The 22716-nt window shown below is 71.5% G+C and carries 26 protein-coding genes; 18 read left to right on the top strand and 8 right to left on the bottom strand.

The features are described from left to right. Positions 1 to 101 precede the first annotated feature (101 nt). Entirely contained in the window at positions 102 to 1526 is a 1425-nt protein-coding gene (locus AB0E14_RS03995; RefSeq protein WP_362411869.1) for an NCS2 family permease, read from the top strand. Between the two features lie 15 nt (positions 1527 to 1541). Here the strand turns inward: AB0E14_RS03995 and AB0E14_RS04000 are convergent, their stop codons facing one another. Next, a complete protein-coding gene (locus tag AB0E14_RS04000; RefSeq protein WP_362411523.1) occupies positions 1542 to 1751 on the bottom strand; it encodes a ribbon-helix-helix protein, CopG family in 210 nt (69 codons plus the stop codon). 132 nt (positions 1752 to 1883) lie between these two features. Here AB0E14_RS04000 and AB0E14_RS04005 point away from each other — a divergent pair, with 132 nt between their 5' ends. Both AB0E14_RS04005 and AB0E14_RS04010 read left to right on the top strand, forming a co-directional pair. Beyond that, positions 1884 to 2324 (top strand): MarR family transcriptional regulator, encoded by a 441-nt coding sequence (locus AB0E14_RS04005; protein WP_362411526.1) that lies wholly within the window; start codon positions 1884 to 1886, stop codon positions 2322 to 2324. Between the two features lie 27 nt (positions 2325 to 2351). Beyond that, positions 2352 to 3689, top strand: coding sequence for an MFS transporter (locus tag AB0E14_RS04010; protein WP_362411529.1), 1338 nt, complete (start codon positions 2352 to 2354; stop codon positions 3687 to 3689). Between the two features lie 208 nt (positions 3690 to 3897). On the opposite strand, the gene AB0E14_RS04015 is transcribed toward AB0E14_RS04010, so the two are convergent. Continuing rightward, positions 3898 to 4410 (bottom strand): GNAT family N-acetyltransferase, encoded by a 513-nt coding sequence (locus AB0E14_RS04015; RefSeq protein WP_362411532.1) that lies wholly within the window; start codon positions 4408 to 4410, stop codon positions 3898 to 3900. Positions 4411 to 4492: 82 nt separating this feature from the next. Between AB0E14_RS04015 and AB0E14_RS04020 the strand changes: the two genes are divergently transcribed. Beyond that, positions 4493 to 6742: a VCBS repeat-containing protein gene (locus tag AB0E14_RS04020; protein ID WP_362411535.1), complete on the top strand. Its 2250-nt coding sequence runs from the start codon at positions 4493 to 4495 to the stop codon at positions 6740 to 6742. Positions 6743 to 6813: 71 nt separating this feature from the next. Then, a complete protein-coding gene (thpR, locus tag AB0E14_RS04025; RefSeq protein WP_362411538.1) occupies positions 6814 to 7395 on the top strand; it encodes an RNA 2',3'-cyclic phosphodiesterase in 582 nt (193 codons plus the stop codon). Between the two features lie 158 nt (positions 7396 to 7553). Here the strand turns inward: thpR and AB0E14_RS04030 are convergent, their stop codons facing one another. Beyond that, positions 7554 to 8543, bottom strand: coding sequence for an aldo/keto reductase (locus tag AB0E14_RS04030; RefSeq protein WP_362411541.1), 990 nt, complete (start codon positions 8541 to 8543; stop codon positions 7554 to 7556). Positions 8544 to 8711: 168 nt separating this feature from the next. Between AB0E14_RS04030 and AB0E14_RS04035 the strand changes: the two genes are divergently transcribed. The 5 genes from AB0E14_RS04035 (at position 8712) to AB0E14_RS04055 (ending at position 10759) form a co-directional block, all read left to right on the top strand. Next, complete coding sequence (locus AB0E14_RS04035; RefSeq protein WP_362411544.1) at positions 8712 to 8918, top strand: hypothetical protein; 207 nt, start codon at positions 8712 to 8714, stop codon at positions 8916 to 8918. Next, positions 8902 to 9417 carry a DUF6879 family protein gene (locus AB0E14_RS04040; RefSeq protein ID WP_362411547.1) on the top strand — a complete coding sequence of 172 codons (516 nt, stop codon included), beginning with the start codon at positions 8902 to 8904 and terminating at the stop codon, positions 9415 to 9417. The genes AB0E14_RS04035 and AB0E14_RS04040 overlap by 17 nt, the downstream gene beginning before the upstream one ends. Positions 9418 to 9528: 111 nt before the next feature. Then, positions 9529 to 10248 carry a helix-turn-helix transcriptional regulator gene (locus tag AB0E14_RS04045; RefSeq protein WP_362411550.1) on the top strand — a complete coding sequence of 240 codons (720 nt, stop codon included), beginning with the start codon at positions 9529 to 9531 and terminating at the stop codon, positions 10246 to 10248. 62 nt (positions 10249 to 10310) lie between these two features. After that, on the top strand, positions 10311 to 10514 hold the full coding sequence (locus AB0E14_RS04050) for a hypothetical protein (protein ID WP_362411553.1): 204 nt from the start codon (positions 10311 to 10313) through the stop codon (positions 10512 to 10514). Further along, entirely contained in the window at positions 10514 to 10759 is a 246-nt protein-coding gene (locus AB0E14_RS04055) for a hypothetical protein (protein WP_362411556.1), read from the top strand. Before AB0E14_RS04050 ends, AB0E14_RS04055 begins: the two co-directional genes overlap by 1 nt. A gap of 7 nt (positions 10760 to 10766) precedes the next feature. Here AB0E14_RS04055 and AB0E14_RS04060 read toward each other — a convergent pair whose 3' ends face one another. After that, entirely contained in the window at positions 10767 to 11345 is a 579-nt protein-coding gene (locus tag AB0E14_RS04060; protein ID WP_362411559.1) for a MarR family winged helix-turn-helix transcriptional regulator, read from the bottom strand. Between the two features lie 25 nt (positions 11346 to 11370). Here AB0E14_RS04060 and AB0E14_RS04065 point away from each other — a divergent pair, with 25 nt between their 5' ends. Next, complete coding sequence (locus AB0E14_RS04065; protein ID WP_362411562.1) at positions 11371 to 11841, top strand: carboxymuconolactone decarboxylase family protein; 471 nt, start codon at positions 11371 to 11373, stop codon at positions 11839 to 11841. Between the two features lie 3 nt (positions 11842 to 11844). Here the strand turns inward: AB0E14_RS04065 and AB0E14_RS04070 are convergent, their stop codons facing one another. Both AB0E14_RS04070 and AB0E14_RS04075 read right to left on the bottom strand, forming a co-directional pair. Beyond that, positions 11845 to 12366, bottom strand: a complete 522-nt coding sequence (locus tag AB0E14_RS04070; protein ID WP_362411565.1) for a hypothetical protein — start codon at positions 12364 to 12366, stop codon at positions 11845 to 11847. A gap of 128 nt (positions 12367 to 12494) precedes the next feature. Then, positions 12495 to 13190: a GDSL-type esterase/lipase family protein gene (locus AB0E14_RS04075; RefSeq protein ID WP_362411568.1), complete on the bottom strand. Its 696-nt coding sequence runs from the start codon at positions 13188 to 13190 to the stop codon at positions 12495 to 12497. Positions 13191 to 13279: 89 nt separating this feature from the next. Here AB0E14_RS04075 and AB0E14_RS04080 point away from each other — a divergent pair, with 89 nt between their 5' ends. Then, on the top strand, positions 13280 to 14263 hold the full coding sequence (locus AB0E14_RS04080) for a WD40 repeat domain-containing protein (RefSeq protein ID WP_362411571.1): 984 nt from the start codon (positions 13280 to 13282) through the stop codon (positions 14261 to 14263). Here the strand turns inward: AB0E14_RS04080 and AB0E14_RS04085 are convergent. Continuing rightward, positions 14229 to 15023 (bottom strand): TetR/AcrR family transcriptional regulator, encoded by a 795-nt coding sequence (locus AB0E14_RS04085; RefSeq protein WP_362411574.1) that lies wholly within the window; start codon positions 15021 to 15023, stop codon positions 14229 to 14231. The two genes, AB0E14_RS04080 and AB0E14_RS04085, sit on opposite strands and share 35 nt — an antisense overlap. Before the next feature lie 77 nt (positions 15024 to 15100). Here AB0E14_RS04085 and AB0E14_RS04090 point away from each other — a divergent pair, with 77 nt between their 5' ends. From AB0E14_RS04090 to AB0E14_RS04100, 3 genes are all read left to right on the top strand, one after another. Further along, positions 15101 to 16165, top strand: a complete 1065-nt coding sequence (locus AB0E14_RS04090; RefSeq protein ID WP_362411577.1) for an ATP-binding cassette domain-containing protein — start codon at positions 15101 to 15103, stop codon at positions 16163 to 16165. After that, on the top strand, positions 16162 to 16992 hold the full coding sequence (locus AB0E14_RS04095; protein WP_362411580.1) for an ABC transporter permease: 831 nt from the start codon (positions 16162 to 16164) through the stop codon (positions 16990 to 16992). Before AB0E14_RS04090 ends, AB0E14_RS04095 begins: the two co-directional genes overlap by 4 nt. Positions 16993 to 17061: 69 nt before the next feature. After that, positions 17062 to 17427: a hypothetical protein gene (locus AB0E14_RS04100; protein WP_362411583.1), complete on the top strand. Its 366-nt coding sequence runs from the start codon at positions 17062 to 17064 to the stop codon at positions 17425 to 17427. Between the two features lie 84 nt (positions 17428 to 17511). Here the strand turns inward: AB0E14_RS04100 and serC are convergent, their stop codons facing one another. Beyond that, positions 17512 to 18630 carry a phosphoserine transaminase gene (gene serC, locus AB0E14_RS04105; RefSeq protein ID WP_362411586.1) on the bottom strand — a complete coding sequence of 373 codons (1119 nt, stop codon included), beginning with the start codon at positions 18628 to 18630 and terminating at the stop codon, positions 17512 to 17514. A gap of 50 nt (positions 18631 to 18680) precedes the next feature. On the opposite strand from serC, the gene AB0E14_RS04110 reads away from it, so the two are divergent. Genes AB0E14_RS04110 through AB0E14_RS04120 form a run of 3 tightly spaced genes read left to right on the top strand, consistent with a single transcriptional unit; the run spans position 18681 to position 22713 of the window. Further along, positions 18681 to 21428 carry an FAD-binding and (Fe-S)-binding domain-containing protein gene (locus tag AB0E14_RS04110; RefSeq protein ID WP_362411591.1) on the top strand — a complete coding sequence of 916 codons (2748 nt, stop codon included), beginning with the start codon at positions 18681 to 18683 and terminating at the stop codon, positions 21426 to 21428. Positions 21429 to 21437: 9 nt separating this feature from the next. Continuing rightward, positions 21438 to 22193 (top strand): TetR/AcrR family transcriptional regulator, encoded by a 756-nt coding sequence (locus tag AB0E14_RS04115; RefSeq protein WP_362411594.1) that lies wholly within the window; start codon positions 21438 to 21440, stop codon positions 22191 to 22193. Further along, positions 22132 to 22713, top strand: a complete 582-nt coding sequence (locus AB0E14_RS04120) for a DUF2867 domain-containing protein (RefSeq protein ID WP_362411597.1) — start codon at positions 22132 to 22134, stop codon at positions 22711 to 22713. The genes AB0E14_RS04115 and AB0E14_RS04120 overlap by 62 nt, the downstream gene beginning before the upstream one ends. Positions 22714 to 22716 lie beyond the last annotated feature (3 nt).

Raw genomic sequence — 22716 nt, forward strand, 5'->3', positions numbered from 1 at the left:
TCATACTGAAACGGTTTGCTTCTGGCGGGTTTCCTTCGTATGAACCGCCAATCACGACCCCCACGAGGAACCCCATGAGCACCACGGCCACCGCCAAGGCCATGCCCCCCGCCCCGGAGGACGGCACTCCCCCCTCCGGTGGACTCGACCGCTTCTTCAAGATCTCCGAGCGCGGCTCCACCGTCGCCCGCGAGGTCCGCGGCGGTTTCGCCACCTTCTTCGCGATGGCCTACATCATCGTGCTGAACCCGATCATCCTCGGCAGCGCCAAGGACATGTACGGGCACCAGCTCGACAGCGGCCAGCTGGTCACCGCGACCGTGCTCACCGCGGCCTTCACCACGCTCCTCATGGGCGTCATCGGCAACGTCCCGATCGCCCTGGCCGCCGGCCTCGGCGTCAACACGGTCGTCGCGCTGCAGCTCGCGCCCCGGATGTCCTGGCCGGACGCCATGGGCATGGTCGTCCTCGCCGGCCTCGTCGTGATGCTGCTCGTCGCGACCGGTCTGCGCGAGCGCGTGATGAACGCCGTCCCGGTCGGCCTGCGCAAGGGCATCGCGATCGGCATCGGCCTCTTCATCATGCTCATCGGCCTCGTCGACTCGGGCTTCGTCTCCCGTATCCCCGACGCCGCGCACACCACCGTCCCGCTCCAGCTGGGCGCCGACGGCCACCTCAACGGCTGGCCGGTCCTGGTCTTCATCCTCGGCACGCTGCTCACGCTCGCGCTGATCATCCGCAAGGTGCCGGGCGCCATCCTCATCTCGATCGTCGTGATGACGATCGTGGCGATGGTGATCAACGCCGTGGCGGACATCCCGTCCTGGGGCCTGACCACCCCGACCTGGCCCGGCAACCCGGTGGCCTCGCCCGACTTCGGGCTCGTCGGTCAGGTGAGCCTCTTCGGCGGCTTCGAGAAGGTCGGGATGCTCACCGGCGTCCTGTTCGTCTTCACCGTGCTGCTGTCCTGCTTCTTCGACGCGATGGGCACCATCCTCGGTGTCGGCGACGAGGCGAAGCTGATCGACAAGGACGGCGACTTCCCCGGCATCAACAAGGTCCTGCTCGTCGACGGCCTGGCGGTCGCCTCCGGCGGCGCGACCTCGTCCTCCGCCACCACCTGCTTCGTGGAGTCCACGGCGGGCGTCGGCGAGGGAGCCCGTACCGGCCTCGCCTCGGTGGTCACCGGCGCGCTGTTCTCGGTGGCGCTGTTCCTCACGCCGCTCGCCACGATGGTCCCGTCCCAGGCGGCGACGCCCGCGCTGCTCGCGGTCGGCTTCCTGATCCTGGCCGGTTCGATCAAGGAGATCGACTGGAGCGACTTCACCATCGCGGTGCCGGCGTTCCTGGCGATGGTGATGATGCCGTTCACGTACTCCATCACCAACGGCATCGGCATCGGCTTCATCGCGTTCAGCGTGCTGCGGCTCGCGACCGGCCGGGGCCGCGAGGTCCCGGTGGCGATGTACGTGGTGTCGGCGGTCTTCGTCTTCTACTACGCGATGCCGGCGCTCGGCCTCACGTAGCCCTCACGCGAGCGGTCATGTCGTCGGAGCGGTGTCCGCGGGCTTCTCCAGCCCGTAGAACTTCTCCGTCTCGTCGACGGCCGACTTGAACCGTTCGTCGAAGTCATCGCGGATGAGCGTCCGGACCACATAGTCCTGGACGCTCATTCCGCGTTTGGCGGCGTGTCCCTTGAGACGGTCGAGCAGCTCACCGTCGATGCGCAGGCTGAGCACGGTCGATCCCATGCCCGTCAGGGTCGCGGCACGGACATCTCCGGTGCGTCACTTTCCGAATACATCTCACTCGTTTGGGTGACAGATTCGGTCGCCACCCTTCCGAATGGTATTTAGAGCGTCTAATGAGTTACGCTAAGGACTATGCCTGACCTGTCCCACGGCACCGCCGACGACGCCGCCGTGAACGCGCTCCGCTCCGCCGTCATGCGCCTCAGCCGACGACTCAAGCACCAGCGCGTCGACGAGTCGCTGAGCCCCACCGAGATGTCGGTGCTCGGCACCCTGGCCCTCTGCGGATCCGCCACCCCCGGTGAGCTGGCCCGCAAGGAGCACGTCCAGCCGCCGTCGATGACCCGCATCGTCGCGCTGCTCGAAGCCAAGGGACTGGTCAGGCTTGAGCCTCACCCCGACGACCGCAGGCAGAAGGTCGTCAGCCAGACCGAGCAGGCCGAAGCCATGCTCGAAGAGTCCCGCCGCAAGCGGAACGCCTGGCTGGCCTCCCTCGCCGAGGGCCTGGACGAGGACGAATGGGCCAAGCTGCGCGCGGCCGCCCCCGTCCTGGAGAAGCTCGCACACCTCTGACCCTCGACGCCGAGGAGGCGACGCACTTTGAGTACGGGACCCGGAGCAGACTCCGCACCCGTCCATAAACCCGCAACCACCACCCGCGGTCGGGGGGAAACCTTCTCCTCGCTCCGTATCCGCAACTACCGGCTGTTCTTCACCGGTGCCATCGTCTCCAACACCGGCACCTGGATGGCCCGCATCACCCAGGACTGGCTGGTCCTGAGCCTCACCGGCTCCGCCGCCGCCGTCGGCATCACGACGGCGCTGCAGTTCCTGCCGATGCTGCTCTTCGGCCTCTACGGCGGCGTCATCGCCGACCGCTACCCGAAGCGGCGCATCCTCCTCGTCAGCCAGGCCGCCCTCGGCCTCTGCGGACTCACGCTCGCCGTCCTGACGCTCTCCGGCCACATCCACGTCTGGCACGTCTACCTGGTCGCGTTCCTGCTCGGCATGGTCACCGTCGTCGACAACCCGACCCGGCAGTCCTTCGTCTCCGAGATGGTCGGCCCCGACCAGCTGCGCAACGCCGTCTCGCTGAACTCCGCGAACTTCCAGTCCGCCCGGCTCGTCGGCCCCGCCGTCGCCGGTCTGCTGATCGCCACGGTCGGCAGCGGCTGGGCCTTCCTCCTCAACGGACTGTTCTTCCTCGCCCCGCTCACCGGCCTGCTGATGATGCGTCCGGCGGAGTTCCACAAGGTGGAGCGCGCGCCGAGAGGCAAGGGCCAGCTGAGAGAGGGGCTCCGCTACGTCGCCGGGAGACCGGAGCTGATCTGGCCGATCGTCCTCGTGGGCTTCATCGGCACCTTCGGCTTCAACTTCCCGATCTGGCTCACGGCCTTCTCCGAGGAGATCTTCCACGTCGGCGCGGGCACGTACGGCTTCCTGAACACGCTCCTGGCGGCCGGCTCCCTCGCGGGCGCGCTCTACGCCGCCCGGCGCGGCTCCACCCGGCTGCGGACGCTGGTGGTCGCGGCGGTCGTCTTCGCCGTCCTGGAGATCGCGGCGGCGCTGTCGCCCGCCTTCTGGCTGTTCGCGCTGCTGCTCGTGCCGATCGGCATGTTCGGCCTCACGGTCAACATCACCGCCAACTCGGCCGTCCAGCTCGCCACCGACCCGGCGATGCGGGGCCGCGTCATGAGCCTCTACATGATGGTCTTCGCGGGCGGTACGCCGATCGGCGCGCCGCTGCTCGGCTGGATCACGGACACCTACGGCCCGAGAGTCGGCTTCGCGACGGGCGGCCTGGTCTCCCTCGTGGCGGCCGGCACGATCGGCCTGATCCTGGCCAGGGTCGGCGGCCTGCGGATGGACCTGGGCTGGCACCACGGCCACCCGCGCGTCCGCTTCGTACCGCGAGAGCGGCTGGCGACGGCGGCGTAGCCCTCGGGCGGGCGGCGGGGCCGGGTAGGGGCGGGGCGGGGTTCTCCCGGGCGCGGGGTGCGGGGGTCTTCCCGCGCCCCGGCCAAGGGCTCCCGCCCCGGCCAAGGGCTCCCGCCCCGGCCACCGGCTCCCGTCCGGTCAGGCACCGCCCGTCCGGCTCGGGCGCCGCCCGCCCCGCCCCACCCTCACCCCCACCTCACCCCACCCCTCAGACCCGCTGTTCCAGCACCTGCCCCGGCCAGGCGTCGTCGCCCACCGTGAAGGACTCCGTGCGGGTGAAGCCCTGGCTCTCGTAGTACGCCACCAGGCGCCCCTCGCTGCCCGCGAAGCAGTCCACGCGCAGCAGCGAGAGGCCCTGGCGGCGGGTCTCCTCCACGGCGTGCGCGAGCAGCGCCGCGCCCACGCCGCGGCCGTGGAACTTCTCGTCGGTCGCCAGGATGTGGACGTACACCTCGGGCTCGTCGGCCGGCGCGACGTACGGCGCCGGGTGCGGGGTCAGGGTGAGCGTGCCCGCCGGGACGCCGTCGATCTCCGCGATCCACGGGGTGCCCTCGGCCACGATCTCCTCGACCCGCCGCACCGACTTCTCGCTGCCGGACCACGGCCGGGTGCCCCACTGGTCGGTGATCTCCTTGCCGTTCAGCCAGACGACCGCGCTGTCGAGCAGCGCGAGTATCGCGGGGACGTCCTCCGCCCCGCCCTTCCTGATGGTGATCTCCATCCGGCCGAGCGTAGTCGTACAACCCTTCGGGCGAACCGGCTGTCTGGAAGGGGGAATCCATGTCGTTGGGGAGGAATCCACCTTGCGTTCAGCTCTGTCGCGTCGTGTCTCGGTTTCGGTGGGCGTCGTCCTCGCGGTCGCGGCCCCGCTCCTCTCGGTGCCCGCCACCGCCACGGCCGCCACCACCACCGTCACGGCCGTCCCGGCTGCCACGACCGCCACCGCTCCGATCAACGTCCCCTTCCTGGCGTCGGGCGGACAGGTGATCGGTGCCGGGAAGACCGGGTTCCTCACCCGGGACGCGGACCATGTCGAGCGGTGGACGCGGTACGCGGACGGCGTGTCGAAGGTCGTCGGCTCCGCGGAGTTCGGCGTCATCGGTTCGGCCTCGGACGTCGTGCTCCTCACCAAGGCCAGGTTCGGCCGCTACGGCACCGAGTCGGCGACGGCGTACGACATGGAGACCGGCGCGGCCCCTGTCACGTTCGGCGGGTTCGCGGGGCAGGCCACGAACGCGGTGGGCACCGCGCTCTTCGAGGAGGACATGGACGGCGGCATCCACCTCGTCACCCCGGCGGGGGGCCGCCCCGTGGCCGGGCTTGAGAAGCCGAACCACGTCTCCTCCTCCTTGTACGTCGCCGACAGCCTGCCGGGGGCCGCTCTCGCGATCCGTCTGCTCGAGAGCTCGGACAGCGCGGACCTGGTCGTCGTCGACATCGCCGGCGCCCGCGTCAGCGAGAGGTACCTCACGACCCCGAAAGCCTCCGTGTGGGGCGCCTCGATCACGCCGGACCGCGTCGTGTGGGTGGAGCGGAAGGACGGGAAGTCCGTCCTCGCCACCGCCGAACGCGGCTCGACCGAGGTCACGCGCGAGCCGCTGTCCGACGCCGGCATCGCGCCGGTCAACGGCGGCCTCCTCGGGGACTGGCTCGTGTCGAACGCCGACGGCGGGGCCTCGGGTGGGCTCACCGTCCACCCGCTCGCCGGAGGCGCCCCCGTCCGGCTCCTGGACCACGCCGAGAGCGTCCGGAAGTCGGGCGACGGCTCTCTGCTGGCCCTAGGGACCACCGCCGACCGCGGGCCGGGCGTCTACCGGGTCGCCCTCGGAGCGGACGGGAAGCCGGCCGCCGAGCTGATCGCCTCCACCGGCGAGCCCCCGGCGCCCACGACTCCGGTCAGCTTCGTGAGCGCGTCCGTCCCGGCCACCCTCAACCTCGACGGTATCGCCAAGACCCCTCTGAGCTGGAAGTTCTCCACCAGCAAGGTCGACCTCAAGATCGAGTTCGACTACCGGCCCGAGCTGGGAGAAGGCGCGGAGTCGTTCGTCACGAACCTCCGCCCCCGCACCACCGGCACGGGCGTCCTCCCCGACGGCTCCCTGGGCATCGACTGGGCAGGGGAGGTCGGGTACTTCGGCGAGGGACTGAAGTCGGCTCCCAACGGCACGTACGACTGGACCGTGACCGCGAGGCCCTGGAACGGAATGCCGCCCGTCAAGGCCACCGGAACCTTCGAGGTGAAGCGTTCGCCGCATGCGCACGACTACACCGCCAACGGCTCGTCGGACGTGTTCGCGCGCCGGGCCGACGGCGAACTCGACGTGTTCGACACGCGGTGGGACGACGCCACGGGGCGGCTCGTCACCGGTCAGAAGCACGGCTACGTGGTGTGGAGCACCGACTGGAACGCCTACGACCGCGTCGAGACCACCGGTGACGTCGCCGGCGACCAGGTCCTCGACATCGTCGCCCGCGACAAGGCCGGAGTCCTCTGGCTGTACGAGGGCGAGAACGTCCGGTCGGGCAGCGCGCCCCGGCGGATCGGCGGCGGCTGGGGTGTCTACCAGCACCTCGCGGGCGGCAGCGATCTGACCGGTGACGGGCGGGCGGACCTGGTCGCCGTGGAGAAGGCGGGTGACCTGTACCTGTACGAGGGGACCGGGACCGCGTCCGCGCCGTTCAAGCCGCGCAAGAAGATCGGTTTCGGGTGGGGCGTCTACAACGAGCTGGTCGCCGTGGGCAACGTCGCCGGCGCCCCGGCCGGTGACCTCATCGCCCGGGACACGTCCGGGGTCCTCTGGCTGTACCTGGGCAAGGGCGACGGCACGTACGCGCCCCGCGTCAAGATCGGCGGAGGCTGGAACGAGTACCGGGACATCGTCGGGATCGGCGACGCGAACAAGGACGGCCGCCCCGACCTGTACACGCGGAGCACGTCGGGCAAGGCGTACTTCTACGCAGGTACGGGCAGCTGGCGGGCGCCCTTCGCACCCCGGGCCGCGACGACGGTCGGCGTGCCCGAGGCCGGCCTGACGTACAACAAGGTGTTCTGACACCCGGTGGGCCCGGGGCGAACGGCGGTCACCGCCCTCCGACGTCCGCCCCGGCCTGCCAGACTTCGCGCATGAGGCTTTTCGCGGCCGTTCTGCCGCCCGAGGAACAGCTGACCGAACTCTCCAGGGTCCTGGACCGGCTGGACCGTCTGCCCGGGACCGAAGCGCTGCGCTGGACCTCCCGGCCCGGCTGGCACTTCACGCTCGCGTTCATGGGCGAGGTCGACGAGGAGCTGCTCCCCGACCTCCACACGCGGCTCGCCCGCGCCGCGCACCGCACGGAACCGTTCGGCCTGCGGCTGCACGGCGGCGGGCACTTCGGCCGGGCGGTGCTGTGGACGGGCGCCGCCGGGGACCTGGACGGGATGCGGCTGCTCGCCGAGCGCGCCGACGCCGCGGCCCGCCGCGCGGGCGTCCCCATGGACGAGCACCGCCGCTACCAGGCCCACCTGACCGTCGCCCGCTCCCGCGACGGCATCGACCTGCGCCCGTTCGTCGACGCGATGGCCGCGTTCGAGGGCACCCGCTGGCAGGTCTCCGAGCTGGCCCTGGTCCGCAGCAACCTCCCGACCGGCGGCGTACCGGGCGAGCAGCCCCGCTACGAGACGGTCGGCACCTGGCCCCTGGGCGGGGCGGTCGACCCTCCGGGTTAACCTCGATACGTGGACCCGAAGACTCGTAACCGGATCATGGCCGGTGTGCTCGTGCTGATGTTCGCGATCGTCGCGGTGTCGTCGGTGCTCGGCCAGTAGCCGACCAGGCCTCGGCCTCGACCAGGCCTCGGCCTCGGCCGAGCACCGACGACCGCCGCCTACCAGGCGAAGGCCTCCGGCGAGGGCCCAGGCCCGGGGAAGACCTCGTCGAGCCCGGCCAGCACCTCGGCCGAGAGTTCCAGCTCGACCGCGCGCAACGCGCCCTCCAGCTGCTCCGCCGTGCGCGGTCCGACGATGGGACCGGTGACCTGGGGCCGGGTGAGCAGCCAGGCGAGCCCCACTTCACCGGGTACGAGACCGTGCTTGTCGAGCAGGTCCTCGTACGCCTGGATCCGGCCGCGCGCGGCCGGGTCGGCGAGGACCTCCGCGGCCCGCCCGCTCGCGCGCCGGCCGCCCTGCTCCTGCTTCTTGATGACGCCGCCCAGCAGCCCGCCGTGCAGCGGGGACCAGGGGATGACGCCCAGGCCGTACTCCTGCGCTGCCGGCAGCACCTCCATCTCGGCGCGCCGCTCGTACAGGTTGTACAGGCACTGCTCGCTGACGAGACCGACCATGCCGCGCCGGGCGGCGGCCTCGTTCGCCTGGGCGATCTTGTAGCCGGGGAAGTTGGAGGAGGCGGCGTAGAGGATCTTGCCCTGCTGGATCAGGACGTCGATCGCCTGCCAGATCTCCTCGAAGGGGGTCAGGCGGTCGATGTGGTGGAACTGGTAGACATCGATGTAGTCGGTGCCGAGCCGCTTGAGCGAGGCGTCGACGGCGCGGCGGATGTTCAGGGCGGAGAGCTTGTCCTCGTTGGGCCAGGTGTCGGCCTCGCGGGACATCGAGCCGTAGACCTTGGTGGCGAGGACCGTCTTCTCCCGCCGTCCGCCGCCCTGGGCGAACCAGCTGCCGATGATCTCCTCGGTGCGGCCCTTGTTCTCACCCCAGCCGTAGACGTTGGCCGTGTCGAAGAAGTTGATGCCCGCGGCGAGCGCGGCGTCCATGATCGCGTGGCTGTCGGCCTCGTCCGTCTGCGGGCCGAAGTTCATCGTGCCGAGGACGAGTCGGCTGACCTTGAGTCCGGTGCGTCCGAGCTGCGTGTACTTCATGGTCCCCAAGCCAATCCCTTGGAGCCCGCTCCAGGCAAGAGGGTTCCTCGGGGAGCCTCTTTATGCGACAACGCGCATAGTCGCGTCCCTGCATGGACGGCGGGTGACGGCTCTCCGTACGGTCGTCCATGACGGCTTTGAAGGTGGCTGCGAGCGAGGGGGTTTCGCATGGCGCGTGAAGAACTGACCCGGCTCACGGGGAACGGGAACGGTCAGTGCGGAGAGGACGACTGCCCGAACGTCTACCGCACGGAGTCGGGGTCTTTCGTGGTTCAGGGAGAACTGTCCGCGGTGTTCACCCCGCCGCAGGGAGAGGGCCTGGTCGAGATTCCGGAGAGCGTGCTTCGGGAGGCGTTCCGTGCTCTTGGATGGTGACGAATGGCGGGCCATGTTCCGGGAATTCCGGTCGGAGGCATGGCGGTTGGAGACCCTGCCCCAGTACCTCGTACCGCAGGAGAGGGAAGAGCTCGACGCTTTCCGGTCCGGGAAGCGGATCGATCCGCACACCTACGTGTCTGCGTACGCCGAGGATCTGAAGCAGCTGAGGAACGAGGGAAGGAGCAAGGGAAGGGTGCACGTCCTGACCCGACCGCTCTCCGAGTACCTGCTTTTCGAGTTCTCCCGGTACTACGCGCCGCATGTGCTGGCCGGCGAGGAGGTGCGCATTCTCGATGTGACGGACCGGGAGAACCCGCTGCCGGGAGTGCAGGACTTCTGGATGTTCGACCGGACGACGGTCGTGCTCATGCACTACGAGGAGGACGGCACTCAGATCGGCCGCGAACTCTACGACGGTGATCCGGCACCGTTCATCGAGTACCAGCGGATCGCGGTGGCGGAGTCCGTGCCGTTCTCGGAGTACATGAGCGAGTGACGTTCGAGGCTGAGCAACTGGGCCGGTCCGGAAGCGAACTGGCCTCGGTGCTCCGGGCTCTGCGCAGGCGAGCCGGGCTCTCAGGGGCCCGGCTCGCCTGCGCGCTGCAACATGTCCCAGTCCAAGATCAGCCGCATCGAGAACCGTAAGGTCCGCCCGTCCCTCGTGGACGTCGAGCAGATCCTCAGAGCCCTCGACGCACCTCCGAACGTCGTCTCCGAAGTCTCCTCCCTGGCCAGATTGGCCAACACGGAGTGGCGCAACCTTCGAGATCTGCGTCGCAAGGGACTCGGCACGCGACAGGCCGAGTTGAAGGCACTCGAAGCGTCCTCCACGCACATGCGGTACTTCCTGCTCTCGATGGTCACCGGTCTGCTCGCCACTCCGGAATACGTGCGCGCCAGCCTGGCCCACTCGCCGGCGGATACGAGCAAGGCCGTGGCGGGGAAGTCGGAGCGGCAAGCAATCCTGTACGACGCTTCGAAGCGGTTCACGTTCATCCTTGCCGAGCAGGCAGTGCGCTGGCCCGTCGTGGCCCCGCTCGCGTTGGCCGAGCAGATGGACCGGCTGGCATCTCTGTCGTACTTGCCGAATGTGCGCATCGGACTCATCCCGGTCGGGCTGCCGACCCCCAGAGTCCCCCTGAACACCTTCACCATCTATGACGCGTCGCTCGTCACCATCGAGACGACCTCCGGAAGTCTCGTTCTGCGGGACGACCGCGACATTCGCGGATACCTCGAGGAGTTCACCGGCTACGAGGGCCGTGCCCTCTGGGGCGATGACGCCAGGGAGAAACTCTCCGCATGGGCGGCGGCCTGCCGTTCTTGATCTTTACCCCACAACGCGACTGAAGCGCGGGCGGGTACCCGTTCCGCGGAAGCATCAAGGGCATGAGCAATCCGAAGACGACGCCGGCGGGACCGGTGCAGGTGTCCCTCCCCGCGGAGCAGCCCGGCGCGGTTCCGGGATGTCGTGAGTGTCTGGGGCTCGCGGTGAAGCGGGCCAACGCGTGGTCGGTGGGGGACTACTCGAAGGTCTCCGACGCGAACGTGGCGCTGCGGGCGCACCTGCGGCATTCGCACGAGGGGTACTGATGGCGGGCACGGTCCTGCGGTACGTCGAGCACCGGATCACGCGGCACCCGGACACGGACGTGACCTTCGAGGCGGAGTGTCTGCGGTGCGGCTGGGTGGCGGAGCCGTCGACCGACGGCGCGGCGGTGGACGTGGAGTGCATGAGTCACACCGGCCTGAGCGGGCACGGTGGGTTCCGGCGGGTGTGCACCTCCTTCGCCGTGGTCGTGCGGGCGGGCGGGGAAGGGCGCCCCCCGTCCCGCTGAGGGCGGGTCACGGGCCGCCGAGCCAGCTCGGGGCGTCGAGGCGGTAGGTGGTCTCCGGGGGGACGACCTGGCGGAGGGCGGTCTCCATGTCCCGTACGCGGGCGGCGCCGAGGGTCTTCGTCCATTCCGTGCGCAGGTCGTCGAAGATCGCGGCCGAGCGGGCGAGCGCGTCGAGGCCGTGCGGGGTCAGGTGGACGAGTTTGCGGCGGGCGTCGGTGGGGTCGTCGGCGCGTTCGGCGTAGCCGACGGCGAGGAGGCGGTCGACGGTCTTCCCGGCGGCCTGCTTGGAGACGCCGAGATGGCGGCCGATGTCGCTGGCGGTGGCGCCCCGGGGCCCGCCGGCGGCGATGGCCTGGAGAGCGAAGCCGTGCGCGGGGCGGAGGTCGGGGTGGCCCTGGTGGGCGAGTTCGGCGTGCAGCCGGTCGATGAGGGTGCGGAAGCCGGCGAAGAGGAGCAGGGGGAGTTCGAAGCCCGGTGTCGCGTCGGTCGGGGTTTCCGCCGTGCTCTCCTCGCGGTGAACTCCCTTGCCGGTATCGACAACCTGGTTTACGTTTCTCACGTCCGCTTGGTCAACCATGTTGTCCATTCTAGAGCTTTCCTCGGGAGTCGCCTTGTTCGTCGATCACACCCTGGATTCCGCCCCCGCCGCCTCCCGCCCCTCCATGGAGCGGGTCGCCGGTGCCTGGGGTCGTCTGCCGCAGGCCGTGGCCCGGATGGCCGAGTCCCCGCACGCGCTGGACGGCTTCCTGCGGCTGAGCGCGATGTTCGAGGACACGACGCTCGACGCCCGCGCGCGCGAGACGGTGATCCTCACGGTCGCCGTGCGGAACCAGTGCCACCTCTGCATCCGGCTGCACGAGGCGAAGCTCGCCGCGCTGGGGCCGGACCCCGAGCCCGAACGGCTGGAGGCGATACGGCGGTTCACGCACCAGATCCTCGCCGCTGCCGGAGCTGTCGGCGACGAGGATCTGGAGGAGTTCTTCCGTTGGGGTTACACCCGCCGGAACGCCCTGGAGGTCGTCCTCGGCATCGGTGCGTACACACTGTCGACCTTCGCGAACCGGCTGACCCGCTCGGCGTGAGCCTCACGTCAGGGCGATCGCGGCGAGGGCGAGGGCCGAGCCGCCGAAGACGATCGCGTGGCGGATGTTCTGCTGGATCCGGACCCAGCCGGGGAAGGCGTTCTCGGCGGCCTTGAGGAAGGCGGGGACGTCGATGCGGGCCAGCTCGGGGTCGCCCTTGCGGGCGAAGGCGGCGCGGACGGAGGAGACGGCCGTCAGGTTGCTGTAGAGGATCAGGCCGTTCATGACGATGACGAGCGACTGGAAGATCCAGGTGAGCGTCTGCCCCCACTCGCTGCCCGCGAAGTTGAGGACGGCGAGCGTGGTCATGACGGTGGCGACGGCGACCGGGGCCCAGGTCTCGTGGCCGCCGGCGTCGAACCTGAGGCCGTTCTCGGCGAGGACGCCGGGCCGCACGTCCTGGCGGGCGAGTTCGGTCTCCGCGGCGGTCGTGGCCGCCGGGCCGAAGCGGGCCCGGACGATCGGGATGCTGACGAAGGCGAGGGCGATGAGGATCTGCATGACAGCGGCGAGGGTGGCGTTCATCGGGGTTCGTCTCCTGGGATTCGGTGTCGTCGTTCCTGACGAGGAAGACGATGCCGAGCTGGGCTGACATCCCGCGGACCGTTCCCTGACAGCCCCGCGCGCGGGCTGTCAGCTCACCTGGCGCCCTGTCAGTGGGCGTCCGTACGCGCCTCGTACGGCGCCCCGAGCCCCCACGCCTGGTGCATCGCCGCGGCGAACGCGGTCGCCAGTTTGTGCTCGCCGGAAGGGCCGGGGTGGGTGCCGTCGTACGTGTCGGTGGCGAGGTCGTACGACTCCGGTGGCGTCGCGAGCAGCAGCGGCGACGCGGCCGTGTCCAGGTCGGCGACGGCCTTCGCGAGCAGCTCGTTGAAGCGCTCGCACTCGGCGGCGAAGGGCGCGTCGTAGCCGGCGCGGACGTTCGGGACGACCGGCATGACGACGGCCCTGACGCGCGGGTTCGCGGCGCGGGCGGCGGCGACGAAGGCGCGTACGTTGTCGGCGGTCTGGGCGCTGTTGGTGTAGAAGCCGAGGTCTATCAGGCCGAGGGAGACCAGGAGCAGGTCCGCCCCGGTCGCGGTGACCGTCTCGCCGATCAGTGGCGCCATGTGTAGCCACCCCTCGCCCCAGCCCGCCAGATGGCGGCGGGCGGCCACGGGGAAGGCCGGGTCGGCGTAGTCGTGCGAGACGGCGGCGTCGGCGCCGGCGTCGTACAGCTCGGTGCGCGGGCCGACGATCTCGTACCGCCCGGGCAGGGTGGCTTCGAGGTGCTGCCACATCCGGTAGCGCCAGGTGTGGTCGCCGGCCCGTCCTATGGTGCAGCTGTCGCCGACGAACATGAAACGCATGGTCACATCATCGCGGAGGCCGTCGGGCCGCTGCGACGTGATCCCGGCCACCTCCGCGTGCGGGGCGGCGGCGTGGCAGGCTGGTGGGCATGCGATCTTTCCTGGGTGTTGTCGGCGGCGCGGCGCTGGTCCTGGCCCTGGCGGCCGCCCCCGCCGGGGCCGCCGAGGGGGCGGACCAGGACTTCACGATCAAGGACCCCCGGATCAAGGAGTCCAGCGGCATCGCCGCAAGCCGCGCGCACCCGGGCGTCTACTGGACGCACAACGACCAGGACGCCCCGCTGATCTACGGCGTCGACTCCCGCACCGGCGAGACCGTCGCGACGCTCACCATGAAGGGCGTCGGCACGCCCCGCGACATGGAGGCGATCTCCATCGGTCCGGACGGCGACATCTACGTCGGCGACATCGGCGACAACAAGGACGGCACCTGGGACCACGTCTGGATCTACCGCTTCCCCGAGCCCGAGCAGCTCAAGAACCAGACGGTCACGGCGAAGCAGTACGTCGTGAAGTACGCCGACGGCCCGCGCAACGCCGAGGCGCTGATGGTCCACCCGAAGACCGGCCGGGTCTACATCGCCAGCAAGAACGAGAACACCGGCGGCCTCTACGCGGGCCCGGAGCGGCTCTCGGCCTCCGGTACGAACGTCTTCCGGCGCGTCGACGACGTGCCGTGGGTGACCGACGGCGCGTTCTCGCCGGAGGGCGACCGGCTGCTGCTGCGCGGCTACTTCAGCGCCAAGGAGTACGCCTGGAAGGACGGCCGCCTCGGTGACGACGGCACGAGCGTCGGGGCGCCGTTCCAGGGCCAGGCGGAGTCGGCGACGTACACGACCGACGGCTCGGCGCTGATGTTCGGCTCGGAGGGCGAGAACAGCGGTGTCGTCCGGGTGGACCGGCCCGAGGCCCCGGCCCCCACCGGGAAGACGCCCGGCGCGGCGCCGCCGAAGGAATCGGCCGGCGTGCCCGACACCCCCGAGGAGCGCGGCAACTTCACCGTCGGCGTGATCGTCCTCGGGGTCGCGACCGCCCTGGTCATCGGCGGGAAGCGGCTCCTTCGCCGCCGCTGACGTCCTTGCCCCTGCGGCTCACGAGCGTCTCGAAGCCGTCCATCAGCCGGGCGAGCCCGAAGGCGAACTGGTCGACCTCGCGCGAGAAGGTGTCCTCCGCGAGCCCCGCGACGGCCGGGAACCGGCCCGTGGCCATGGCCCGTTCGAGGAACGGCGCCTGCGCCGCCCAGAAGTCCTCGTCGCTGACCCCGGTCTCCTTCGCGGCCTCGACGGCCTGCAGCTCCATGCGGGCGATCCCGGCGACGAAGCCCTGGACGGTGACGATCACAGAGACGGTCTCCTGGTCGCTCAGGCCCATCCCGCGCGGCCCGGTCAGCCCGGCCAGGCACAGCTCGAAGCTGCGCAGGGTGTTCGGGCCGAGCAGCGAGCGGGCCTCGTTGACCTTGAGCAGCCAGGGGTGCGCCCGGTAGAGGGCCAGGTGGCCGCGGGCCAGCCCCTCGACCGTGTCCCGCCAGCTCACGGGCGGCTCCGGCTCCCCCGCTTCCAGCGGCTCGCCCTCCAGGGACTCGCCCTGCACCCGGTCGAGCATCAGGTCGAGCAGCTCGGTCTTGCCGGGCACGTACCGGTACAGCGACATCGTTCCGACGCCGAGCTCCGCCGAGACCCGGCGCATCGACACGGCGTCAAGACCCTCCGCGTCCGCGAGGGCGACCGCTGCCCGGACGATCCGGTCGAGGGTGAGGCCCGGCTTGGGGCCCCGGCTGGGGCGCTCGCCCGTGCCCCAGAGGAGATCGAGGCTGCTGGTCGTCGTGTCCTTCATGGCCCTCACCCTAAAACTGAGTACGGTGTACTCGATATGGGGTACGGTGTACTCAGTTTCGCTGAGTGGAGGCTCCCATGCATGAACACGCCGTCCTCGCCGAGGGCCTGCGCAAGAAGTACGGCGGCCGTGGCACCACCGCGTACGCCCTCGACGGTTTCGATCTCGCCGTCCGCCCCGGCACCGTGCACGGCCTGCTCGGCCCCAACGGCGCGGGCAAGACCACGGCCGTACGCGTCCTGGCCACGCTGCTCAAGGCGGACGGCGGCCGGGCCTCGGTCGCCGGGATCGACGTGGCCCGCTCCCCGCGGGCCGTCCGGGCCCGGATCGGCCTCGCCGGCCAGTACGCGGCCGTCGACGAGGGCCTCACCGGCCGTCAGAACCTCGAACTCTTCGGTCGGCTCTTCCACTTGGACGCCCGGCGCGCCCGCGCCCGCGCCGCCGAACTCCTCGACCGGTTCGACCTCGCCGACGCCGCCGACAAGGGCGCGGGCGACTACAGCGGCGGCATGCGCCGCAGGCTCGACCTTGCCGCCTCGATGATCCTCGCGCCCGACGTCCTCTTCCTCGACGAGCCCACCACCGGGCTCGACCCGCGCAGCCGGGGCGAGGTCTGGGAGACCGTCCGCTCCCTGGTGGCCGGCGGTACGACGGTGCTGCTCACCACCCAGTACCTCGACGAGGCCGACCGGCTCGCCTCCCGGATCACCGTCATGGAGCGGGGCCGGGCCATCGCGGACGACACCCCCGAGGGGCTCAAGAACCGCATCGGCGGCGACCGGGTCGAGGTCGTGGTCACCGAGCCGGCCGACCTCGCCGCCGCCCGCGCGATCGTCGCCCGGGTCGCCGCGGGGGAGCCGGGCGTGGACGAGACCGAGCGCCGCGTCCACGCGCCGGTCGCGGACCGCGTCGCCGCGCTGACCGAGGTCGCCCGCGCCCTGCAGGACGAACGGATCCCCGTCCAGGACATCGGCCTGCGCCGCCCCAGCCTGGACGACGTCTTCCTGAGCCTGACGGGCACCACCGCGCCGACCGCCCCGACCGCTGAGGCGGACTCGGCCGCCCCGGCGGACTCCGCCGCCCCGGCGGCTCCGACTGCCCCCACCGCCCCGACCACTCACGAAGGAGTGACCGCCGCATGACCGCCGTCGACCTCACCCCGGCCGCCTCGCGCGGGCGCGGGCCGGCGTACTGGGCCGTGGCCGACGGCCTCACCCTGGTCCGCCGCACCCTGCTCAACTACCGGCGCCAGCCGGTCGCCATCGTCTGGCAGCTCGGCTTCCCGATCGTCTCCGTCCTGCTGTACGGCTTCGTCTTCGGCAGCGCGATGCGGGTGCCGGGCGGCGGGGACTACAAGGACTTCCTGATGCCCGGCATGTTCGTCATGACGATGACGTTCGGCCTGATGAACACGGCGACCTCCGTCGTCTCCGACTCCGGCAAGGGGGTCATGGACCGCTTCCGCTCCATGCCGATGGCCCCGTCCGCCGTCGTCACCGGGCGCGGTCTGTCCGACCTCCTGGTCGCCGCCGCCGAACTGGCCATCCTCGCCGCGACCGCCCTCGCCATCGGCTGGACCTCCGACGGCGGTCTCGCCGGCACGGCCCTCGCCTTCGGCCTGCTGCTGCTCCTGCGCTTCAGCCTGATCTGGGTCGGCGTGTGGTGCGGCCTGATCGTGCCGAACACGGAGACGGCCGGCGCGCTCTACGCGGTGATCTTCCCGGTCACGATGATCTCCAGCGTGTTCGTGGCGCCCTCGCTGATGCCCGGCTGGCTGGCGCCCGTCGCCGCCTGGAACCCGATCTCGTCCACGGTCGCCGCCACCCGCGAGCTGTTCGGCAACCCCGGGGCGAGCGGCGGCAGCTGGGTGGAACAGAACGCCGTCCTCATGGCCTTCGTCTGGCCCCTCGCGATCACGGCGGTCTTCCTCCCGCTCGCGGTGCGCCGCTTCCAGCGCCTGAGCCGCTGAGTCCCCGTCTCGACCGCGGAAGCCGCCGGGCCGAGACTGGAAGGGGACCGGAAAACGCGTGGAGGAACCATGACGGCATTCACTCGCGAGAACACCCCCGTCGCCATGGAGGGCGATGGCGTGGAGGTCCGGCTGAAGGACGTCGGCGGCGGCATGACGCTCGGGTTCGTCAGCCTCCCGAAGGGCATGGACATGGCTCCGGCGTTCAAGGGCCTGAAGGACGACATGTGCCAGTGCCCCCACTGGGGGTACCTGCTCAAGGGCCGGATCAGGATGCGGACCGCGTCGGGGGAGGAGATCTACGAGGCGGGTCAGGCGTACTACTGGGAACCCGGCCACGCCCCCGAGGCCCTGGAGGACGTCGAGGTCGTGGAGTTCTCGCCGACCGTCGAGTTCAACGAGGTCGTCGACCACATCAAGGCGCAGATGGGCTGAACCGCCCGGACAGGTCCCGGCGGTACGCGGAAGAGCCCGGTCGCCGACCGAGGTCGACGCCGGGCCCTTCCGTACGGCCAGGGGTTACAGCTTCTCGATCACGTAGTCGATGCAGGCCGTCAGGGCCCGCACGTCCGCCGGGTCGATCGCCGGGAACATCGCGATCCGCAGCTGGTTGCGGCCCAGCTTGCGGTACGGCTCGGTGTCCACGATGCCGTTGGCGCGCAGCACCTTGGCGACGGCCGCCGCGTCGATGTCGTCGGAGAAGTCGATCGTGCCGATCACCTGCGAGCGCTTGGCCGGGTCGGTGACGAACGGCGTCGCGTGCTTGGACTCCTCGGCCCAGGTGTACAGCGCCTGGGAGGACTCCTTCGTCCGGGCCACGGCCCAGTCGAGACCGCCCTGGCCGTTGATCCACTTCAGCTGCTCGTTGAGCAGGAAGACGGTGGAGAGGGCCGGGGTGTTGTACGTCTGGTTCTTCAGCGAGTTGTCGATCGCCGTCGGCAGGGAGAAGAACTCCGGGATGTGCCGGCCGGACGCGTGGATCCGCTGGGCGCGCTCCAGGGCGGCCGGGGAGAAGGCCGCCAGCCACAGGCCGCCGTCGGCGGCGAAGGACTTCTGCGGGGCGAAGTAGTAGACGTCCGACTCGGCGATGTCGACCGGCAGGCCGCCCGCGCCGGAGGTCGCGTCGACCAGGACGAGCGCGCCCTCGTCGGCGCCCGCGACCCGCTTGACCGGGGCCGCGACACCCGTGGAGGTCTCGTTGTGGGTGTACGCGTACACGTCGACGCCCGCCTCGGCCACCGGCTCCGGGTGGGTGCCCGGGTCGGCGGAGATCACGGTCGGCTCGGCCAGCCACGGGGCCAGCTTCGCGGCCTTCGCGAACTTGGAGGAGAACTCGCCGAAGGTGAGGTGCTGCGACTTCGACTCGATGAGCCCGTGGGTCGCGATGTCCCAGAAGGCGGTGGAGCCGCCGTTGCCCAGGATCACCTCGTAGCCCTCGGGCAGCGAGAAGAGGTCGCGCACGCCGGCCCGTACCTCGCCGACCAGGTTCTTGACCGGAGCCTGGCGGTGGGACGTGCCGAGCAGGGAAGTGCCGGTGGCGGCCAGGGCGTCCAGCGCCTCCGTACGCACCTTGGAGGGGCCCGCGCCGAAACGGCCGTCGGCGGGCTTGATGTCAGCGGGAATCTGGATCTCAGCCACGAGGCGGAGCGTATCGGGTCGCACCGCGCACGGCAGACGATGTCCGCCGGATGAGACGCCAGGTGAGACATCCTGACCTTGTGCGAAAACACCACGGGCACCAGGAGCGGTCAGAACTCGAGGCGGCGCTGCGCGCGGCCGTGGCGGGAGACGTGGACTTCGGCGCCACGGCGCGGGCCCTGACGACGATGGACGCGTCCAACTACCGCCGGGTGCCGCTCGGCGTCGTCGCGCCCCGGGACGCCGACGACGTGGCGGCGGCGCTCGCGGTCTGCCGGGAGCGCGCGGTGCCGGTGGTGGCGCGGGGCGGCGGCACGTCGATCGCGGGCCAGGCGACGGGGACGGGCGTGGTCCTCGACTTCACCCGGCACATGCGCGCCGTCGTCTCCGTGGACCACGAGGCGCGGACGGCGGTCGTCCAGCCGGGGCTCGTCCTGGACCGGCTGCGGGACGCGGTGCGCCCGTACGGGCTGACCTTCGGCCCCGACCCGTCCACGCACAGCCGCTGCACGCTCGGCGGCATGATCGGCAACAACGCGTGCGGCGCGCACTCGGTGGCCTGGGGGACGACGGCCGACAACGTCCTCGGTCTTGACGTGCGTACGTACGACGGGTCGTCCCTGAGCCCCGGCCGTGACTGGCGGGGCGCGCCGGCGGGGCTGCGGGAGCTGGTGGACGCCAACCTGGCGCTGCTGCGGACCGGGTTTCCGGCGGGGCTGCCGCGCCGGATCTCCGGTTACGCGCTCGACGCGCTGCTGCCGGAGCGGGGCGGGGACGTGGCCCGGCTGCTCTGCGGCAGCGAGGGGACGCTGGGGGTGGTGACGGAGGCGACGGTACGGCTGGTGCAGCCGCCGGCCGCGCCGGTCCTGGCGGTCCTCGGCTACGCGGACGAGAGCGCGGCGGCCGACGCGGCGGCGGGGCTGCTGCCGCTGGGCCCGCTGACGGTGGAGGGGATGGCGGCCGACCTGGTGCGGGGCGCTTCCGGGCTGCCGCGCGGGGGCGCGTGGCTGTTCGTCGAGGTGGACGGGGAGGCGGCGGCGCGGGCGCTGGTGGGGGCGGCGGACGCGCTGGACGCGGCCGTCGTGGCGGACCCGGCCGGGCAGCGGGCGCTGTGGCGGATCAGGGAGGACGCGGCGGGGACGGCGACGCGGACGCCCGACGGAGGCGACGCCTGGCCGGGTTGGGAGGACTGCGCGGTGCCGCCGGCCCGGCTCGGCGCGTACCTGCGGGAGTTCCGCGCGCTGTTGACGGAGTACGGCCTGCGGGGGACGCCGTACGGACACTTCGGCGACGGCTGCGTCCATGTCCGGATCGACTTCGATCTGTACTCGGCGGCGGGGGTGGGCCGGTTCCGGGAGTTCTCGGAGGCGGTGGCGGACTTGGTGGTGGCGCACGGGGGCTCGCTGTCGGGGGAGCACGGGGACGGGCGGGCGCGGGCGGAGCTGCTGCCGCGGATGTACGGCCCCGAGCTGGTCGGGCTCTTCGGCGCGGTGAAGGACGTGTGGGATCCGGCGGGCGGCCTGAACCCGGGGATGCTGGTGCGGCCGGGACGCCTCGACGAGGGGCTGCGGTTCAAGGGGCTGCCGGTGGAGGCGCGGGAGGTCGCGCGGTGCGTGGGGGTGGCCAAGTGCCGGGTCGAGGGGCCGACGTCGGGGCCGGGGGTGATGTGTCCTTCGTACCGGGCGACGGGGGAGGAGATGCACTCGACGCGGGGCCGGGCGCGGCTGCTGCACGAGATGGCGCTGGGTGAGGTGATCACGGACGGCTGGCGCTCGGAGGAGGTGCGGGAGGCGCTCGACCTGTGCCTGTCGTGCAAGGGGTGCCGGAGCGACTGTCCCGTGGGCGTGGACATGGCCGCGTACAAGGCGCGTTTCCTGGACCGGCACTATGCGGGGCGGCGGCGGCCGTGGTCGCACGTGACGATGGGCCGGCTGCCGGAGTGGCTGCGGATGTTCGGTCCCGCGCTGAACCTGGCGCGGATGCTGCCGCCCCGGCTCGCGGCCCGGCTCGCGGGCGTGGCTCCGGAGCGGGAGCTGCCGAAGGTGGCGTCGCGGACGTTCGTGTCGTGGTTCGGCACGCGGCTGGAGACGGCGTCGGACGTGTGGCTGTGGCCGGACACCTTCACCAACCATCTCTCGCCGCAGGTCGGCCGCTCGGCGGTACGGGTCCTGGAGGCGGCGGGCGTACGGGTGGGGCTGCCGCCGGGCCGGGTGTGCTGCGGGCTGACGTACGTGTCGACGGGGCAGCTGGACCGGGCCCGGGAGGCGATGCGCGGGACGCTCGACGTGATGGAGCCGCAGCTCGGGCATCCCGTGGTCGTCCTCGAACCCTCCTGTGCGGCGACCCTGCGGACGGACCTGCCGGAACTCCTCCCCGACGACCCTCGGGCACGCGAACTGGCCGCCTCGGTACGGACCTTCGCCCAGGCCTTGGAGGAGTTCGCGCCGACGTGGGAGCCGCCGCGTCTGGACCACCCGGTGGTCGGCCAGACCCACTGCCACCAGCACGCCGTCCTGGGCGACGGCCCTGACCGGCGGCTGCGGGAACGGATGGGCCTGGCCGGCGAGTTGAGCGGGGGCTGCTGCGGTCTCGCGGGCAACTTCGGCTTCGAGCCGGGGCATCACGAGGTCTCGGTGGCCTGCGCGGAGGACCAGCTGCTGCCGGCGGTGCGGGCGGCGGACGACAACGCGGTGCTGCTGGCCGACGGTTTCTCCTGCCGCACCCAGCTGGACGACCTCGCGGGCCGCAGGGCCCGTCATATCGCGGAGGTCCTGGCGGAGGCGATCGAGCCGCAGTAACATACATACATGAATGTACGTGAGGGCGGAGCCGTCCCCGGCTCCCCGGCGCCCCGCCGGTCCACCCAGGCCGAGCGGCGGGAGCGCACACGGGTCGCGCTGGTGGAGTCCGCCGCCCGCGGGCTGTCCCGGCACGGCTACGGCAACCTCGTCCTGGAGCAGGTGGCCAGGGACGCCGGCTACACGCGCGGCGCGCTCTACCACCAGTTCAAGGACAAGCAGGAGCTGGCCCTCGCCGTGACCGAGTGGGTCTTCGAGGCCTGGGACCGGGAGGTCGGGCACCACGTCGAGCGGGAGACGGAACCGCTCGCGGCGCTGCTCACGCTCGCCCGCGCCCACACCGCCTTCTGCCGACGGGACATCGCCCGCGTGGCGGTGGCGCTGCGCCTGGAGTTCTCCGGACGCGACCATCCCATCGGCCTACAGGTGGAGGCGGGCTACCAGGCCCTTCTCGCCCTCTGCACCGGCTACGTCGAGGCCGGGCGCACGGCAGGGACGATCCCCGCCGGCCCGCCCGCAGGGGACACCGCCCTCGCCTACGTGGGCGCGCTCGAAGGCACCTCGATCGCCCTCGCGGGCCGGGTGCCCGACGACGCGTCGCTCGTCGTCGCCGCCGTCTCGGGGGCCCTCGGCCTCGACCCCCGCACCACCGCGCACACCACCGCGCACTCCTCTGTACGGCACGAACCGCAGGAGGTACACGATGGAACTTCCCAAGTCCGCGCACACGTCCCGCCCGTGGCGGATACACGAGCTGACGCCTGACTTCCGGCTCTACGACGTCTGGGCACTGCCGACGCCCGGCGGCCCCGACGACTTCCCGCGCCTGGTGCGGAACTTCGCGGGCGGCGACACGGACGACAACTCCTCCTGGATCGCGCGGCAGCTCTTCGCGATCCGCTGGAAGCTCGGCAAGGTGCTCGGCTGGGACGACAAGGACAAGGGCCTCGGCTCCCGGGTGCCGACCCTGCGCGACCGGCTGCCGCAGGATCTCCGCGACGGCCCGGCCGGCCCGGAGTTCGAGCGGCTGCCCTTCACGTCCGTCTACCTCGGGGACGACGAGTGGGCGGCGGAGATGGCGAACCGGACCATGCACGGGGTGATGCACCTGAGCTGGGTCCCGGACGGCTCGGGCGGACACCGGGGCCAGATGGCGGTCCTGGTGAAGCCCAACGGCCTCTTCGGCAAGGCCTACATGGCCGCGATCGCCCCGTTCCGTCACCTGGTCGTGTACCCGCCGCTGATGCGCGACATCGGCCGCGAGTGGCGCGCGGCGGCGCGTTAGGGC

The organism is Streptomyces sp. NPDC047981 (genome assembly GCF_040653315.1).
GTDB lineage: Bacteria > Actinomycetota > Actinomycetes > Streptomycetales > Streptomycetaceae > Streptomyces.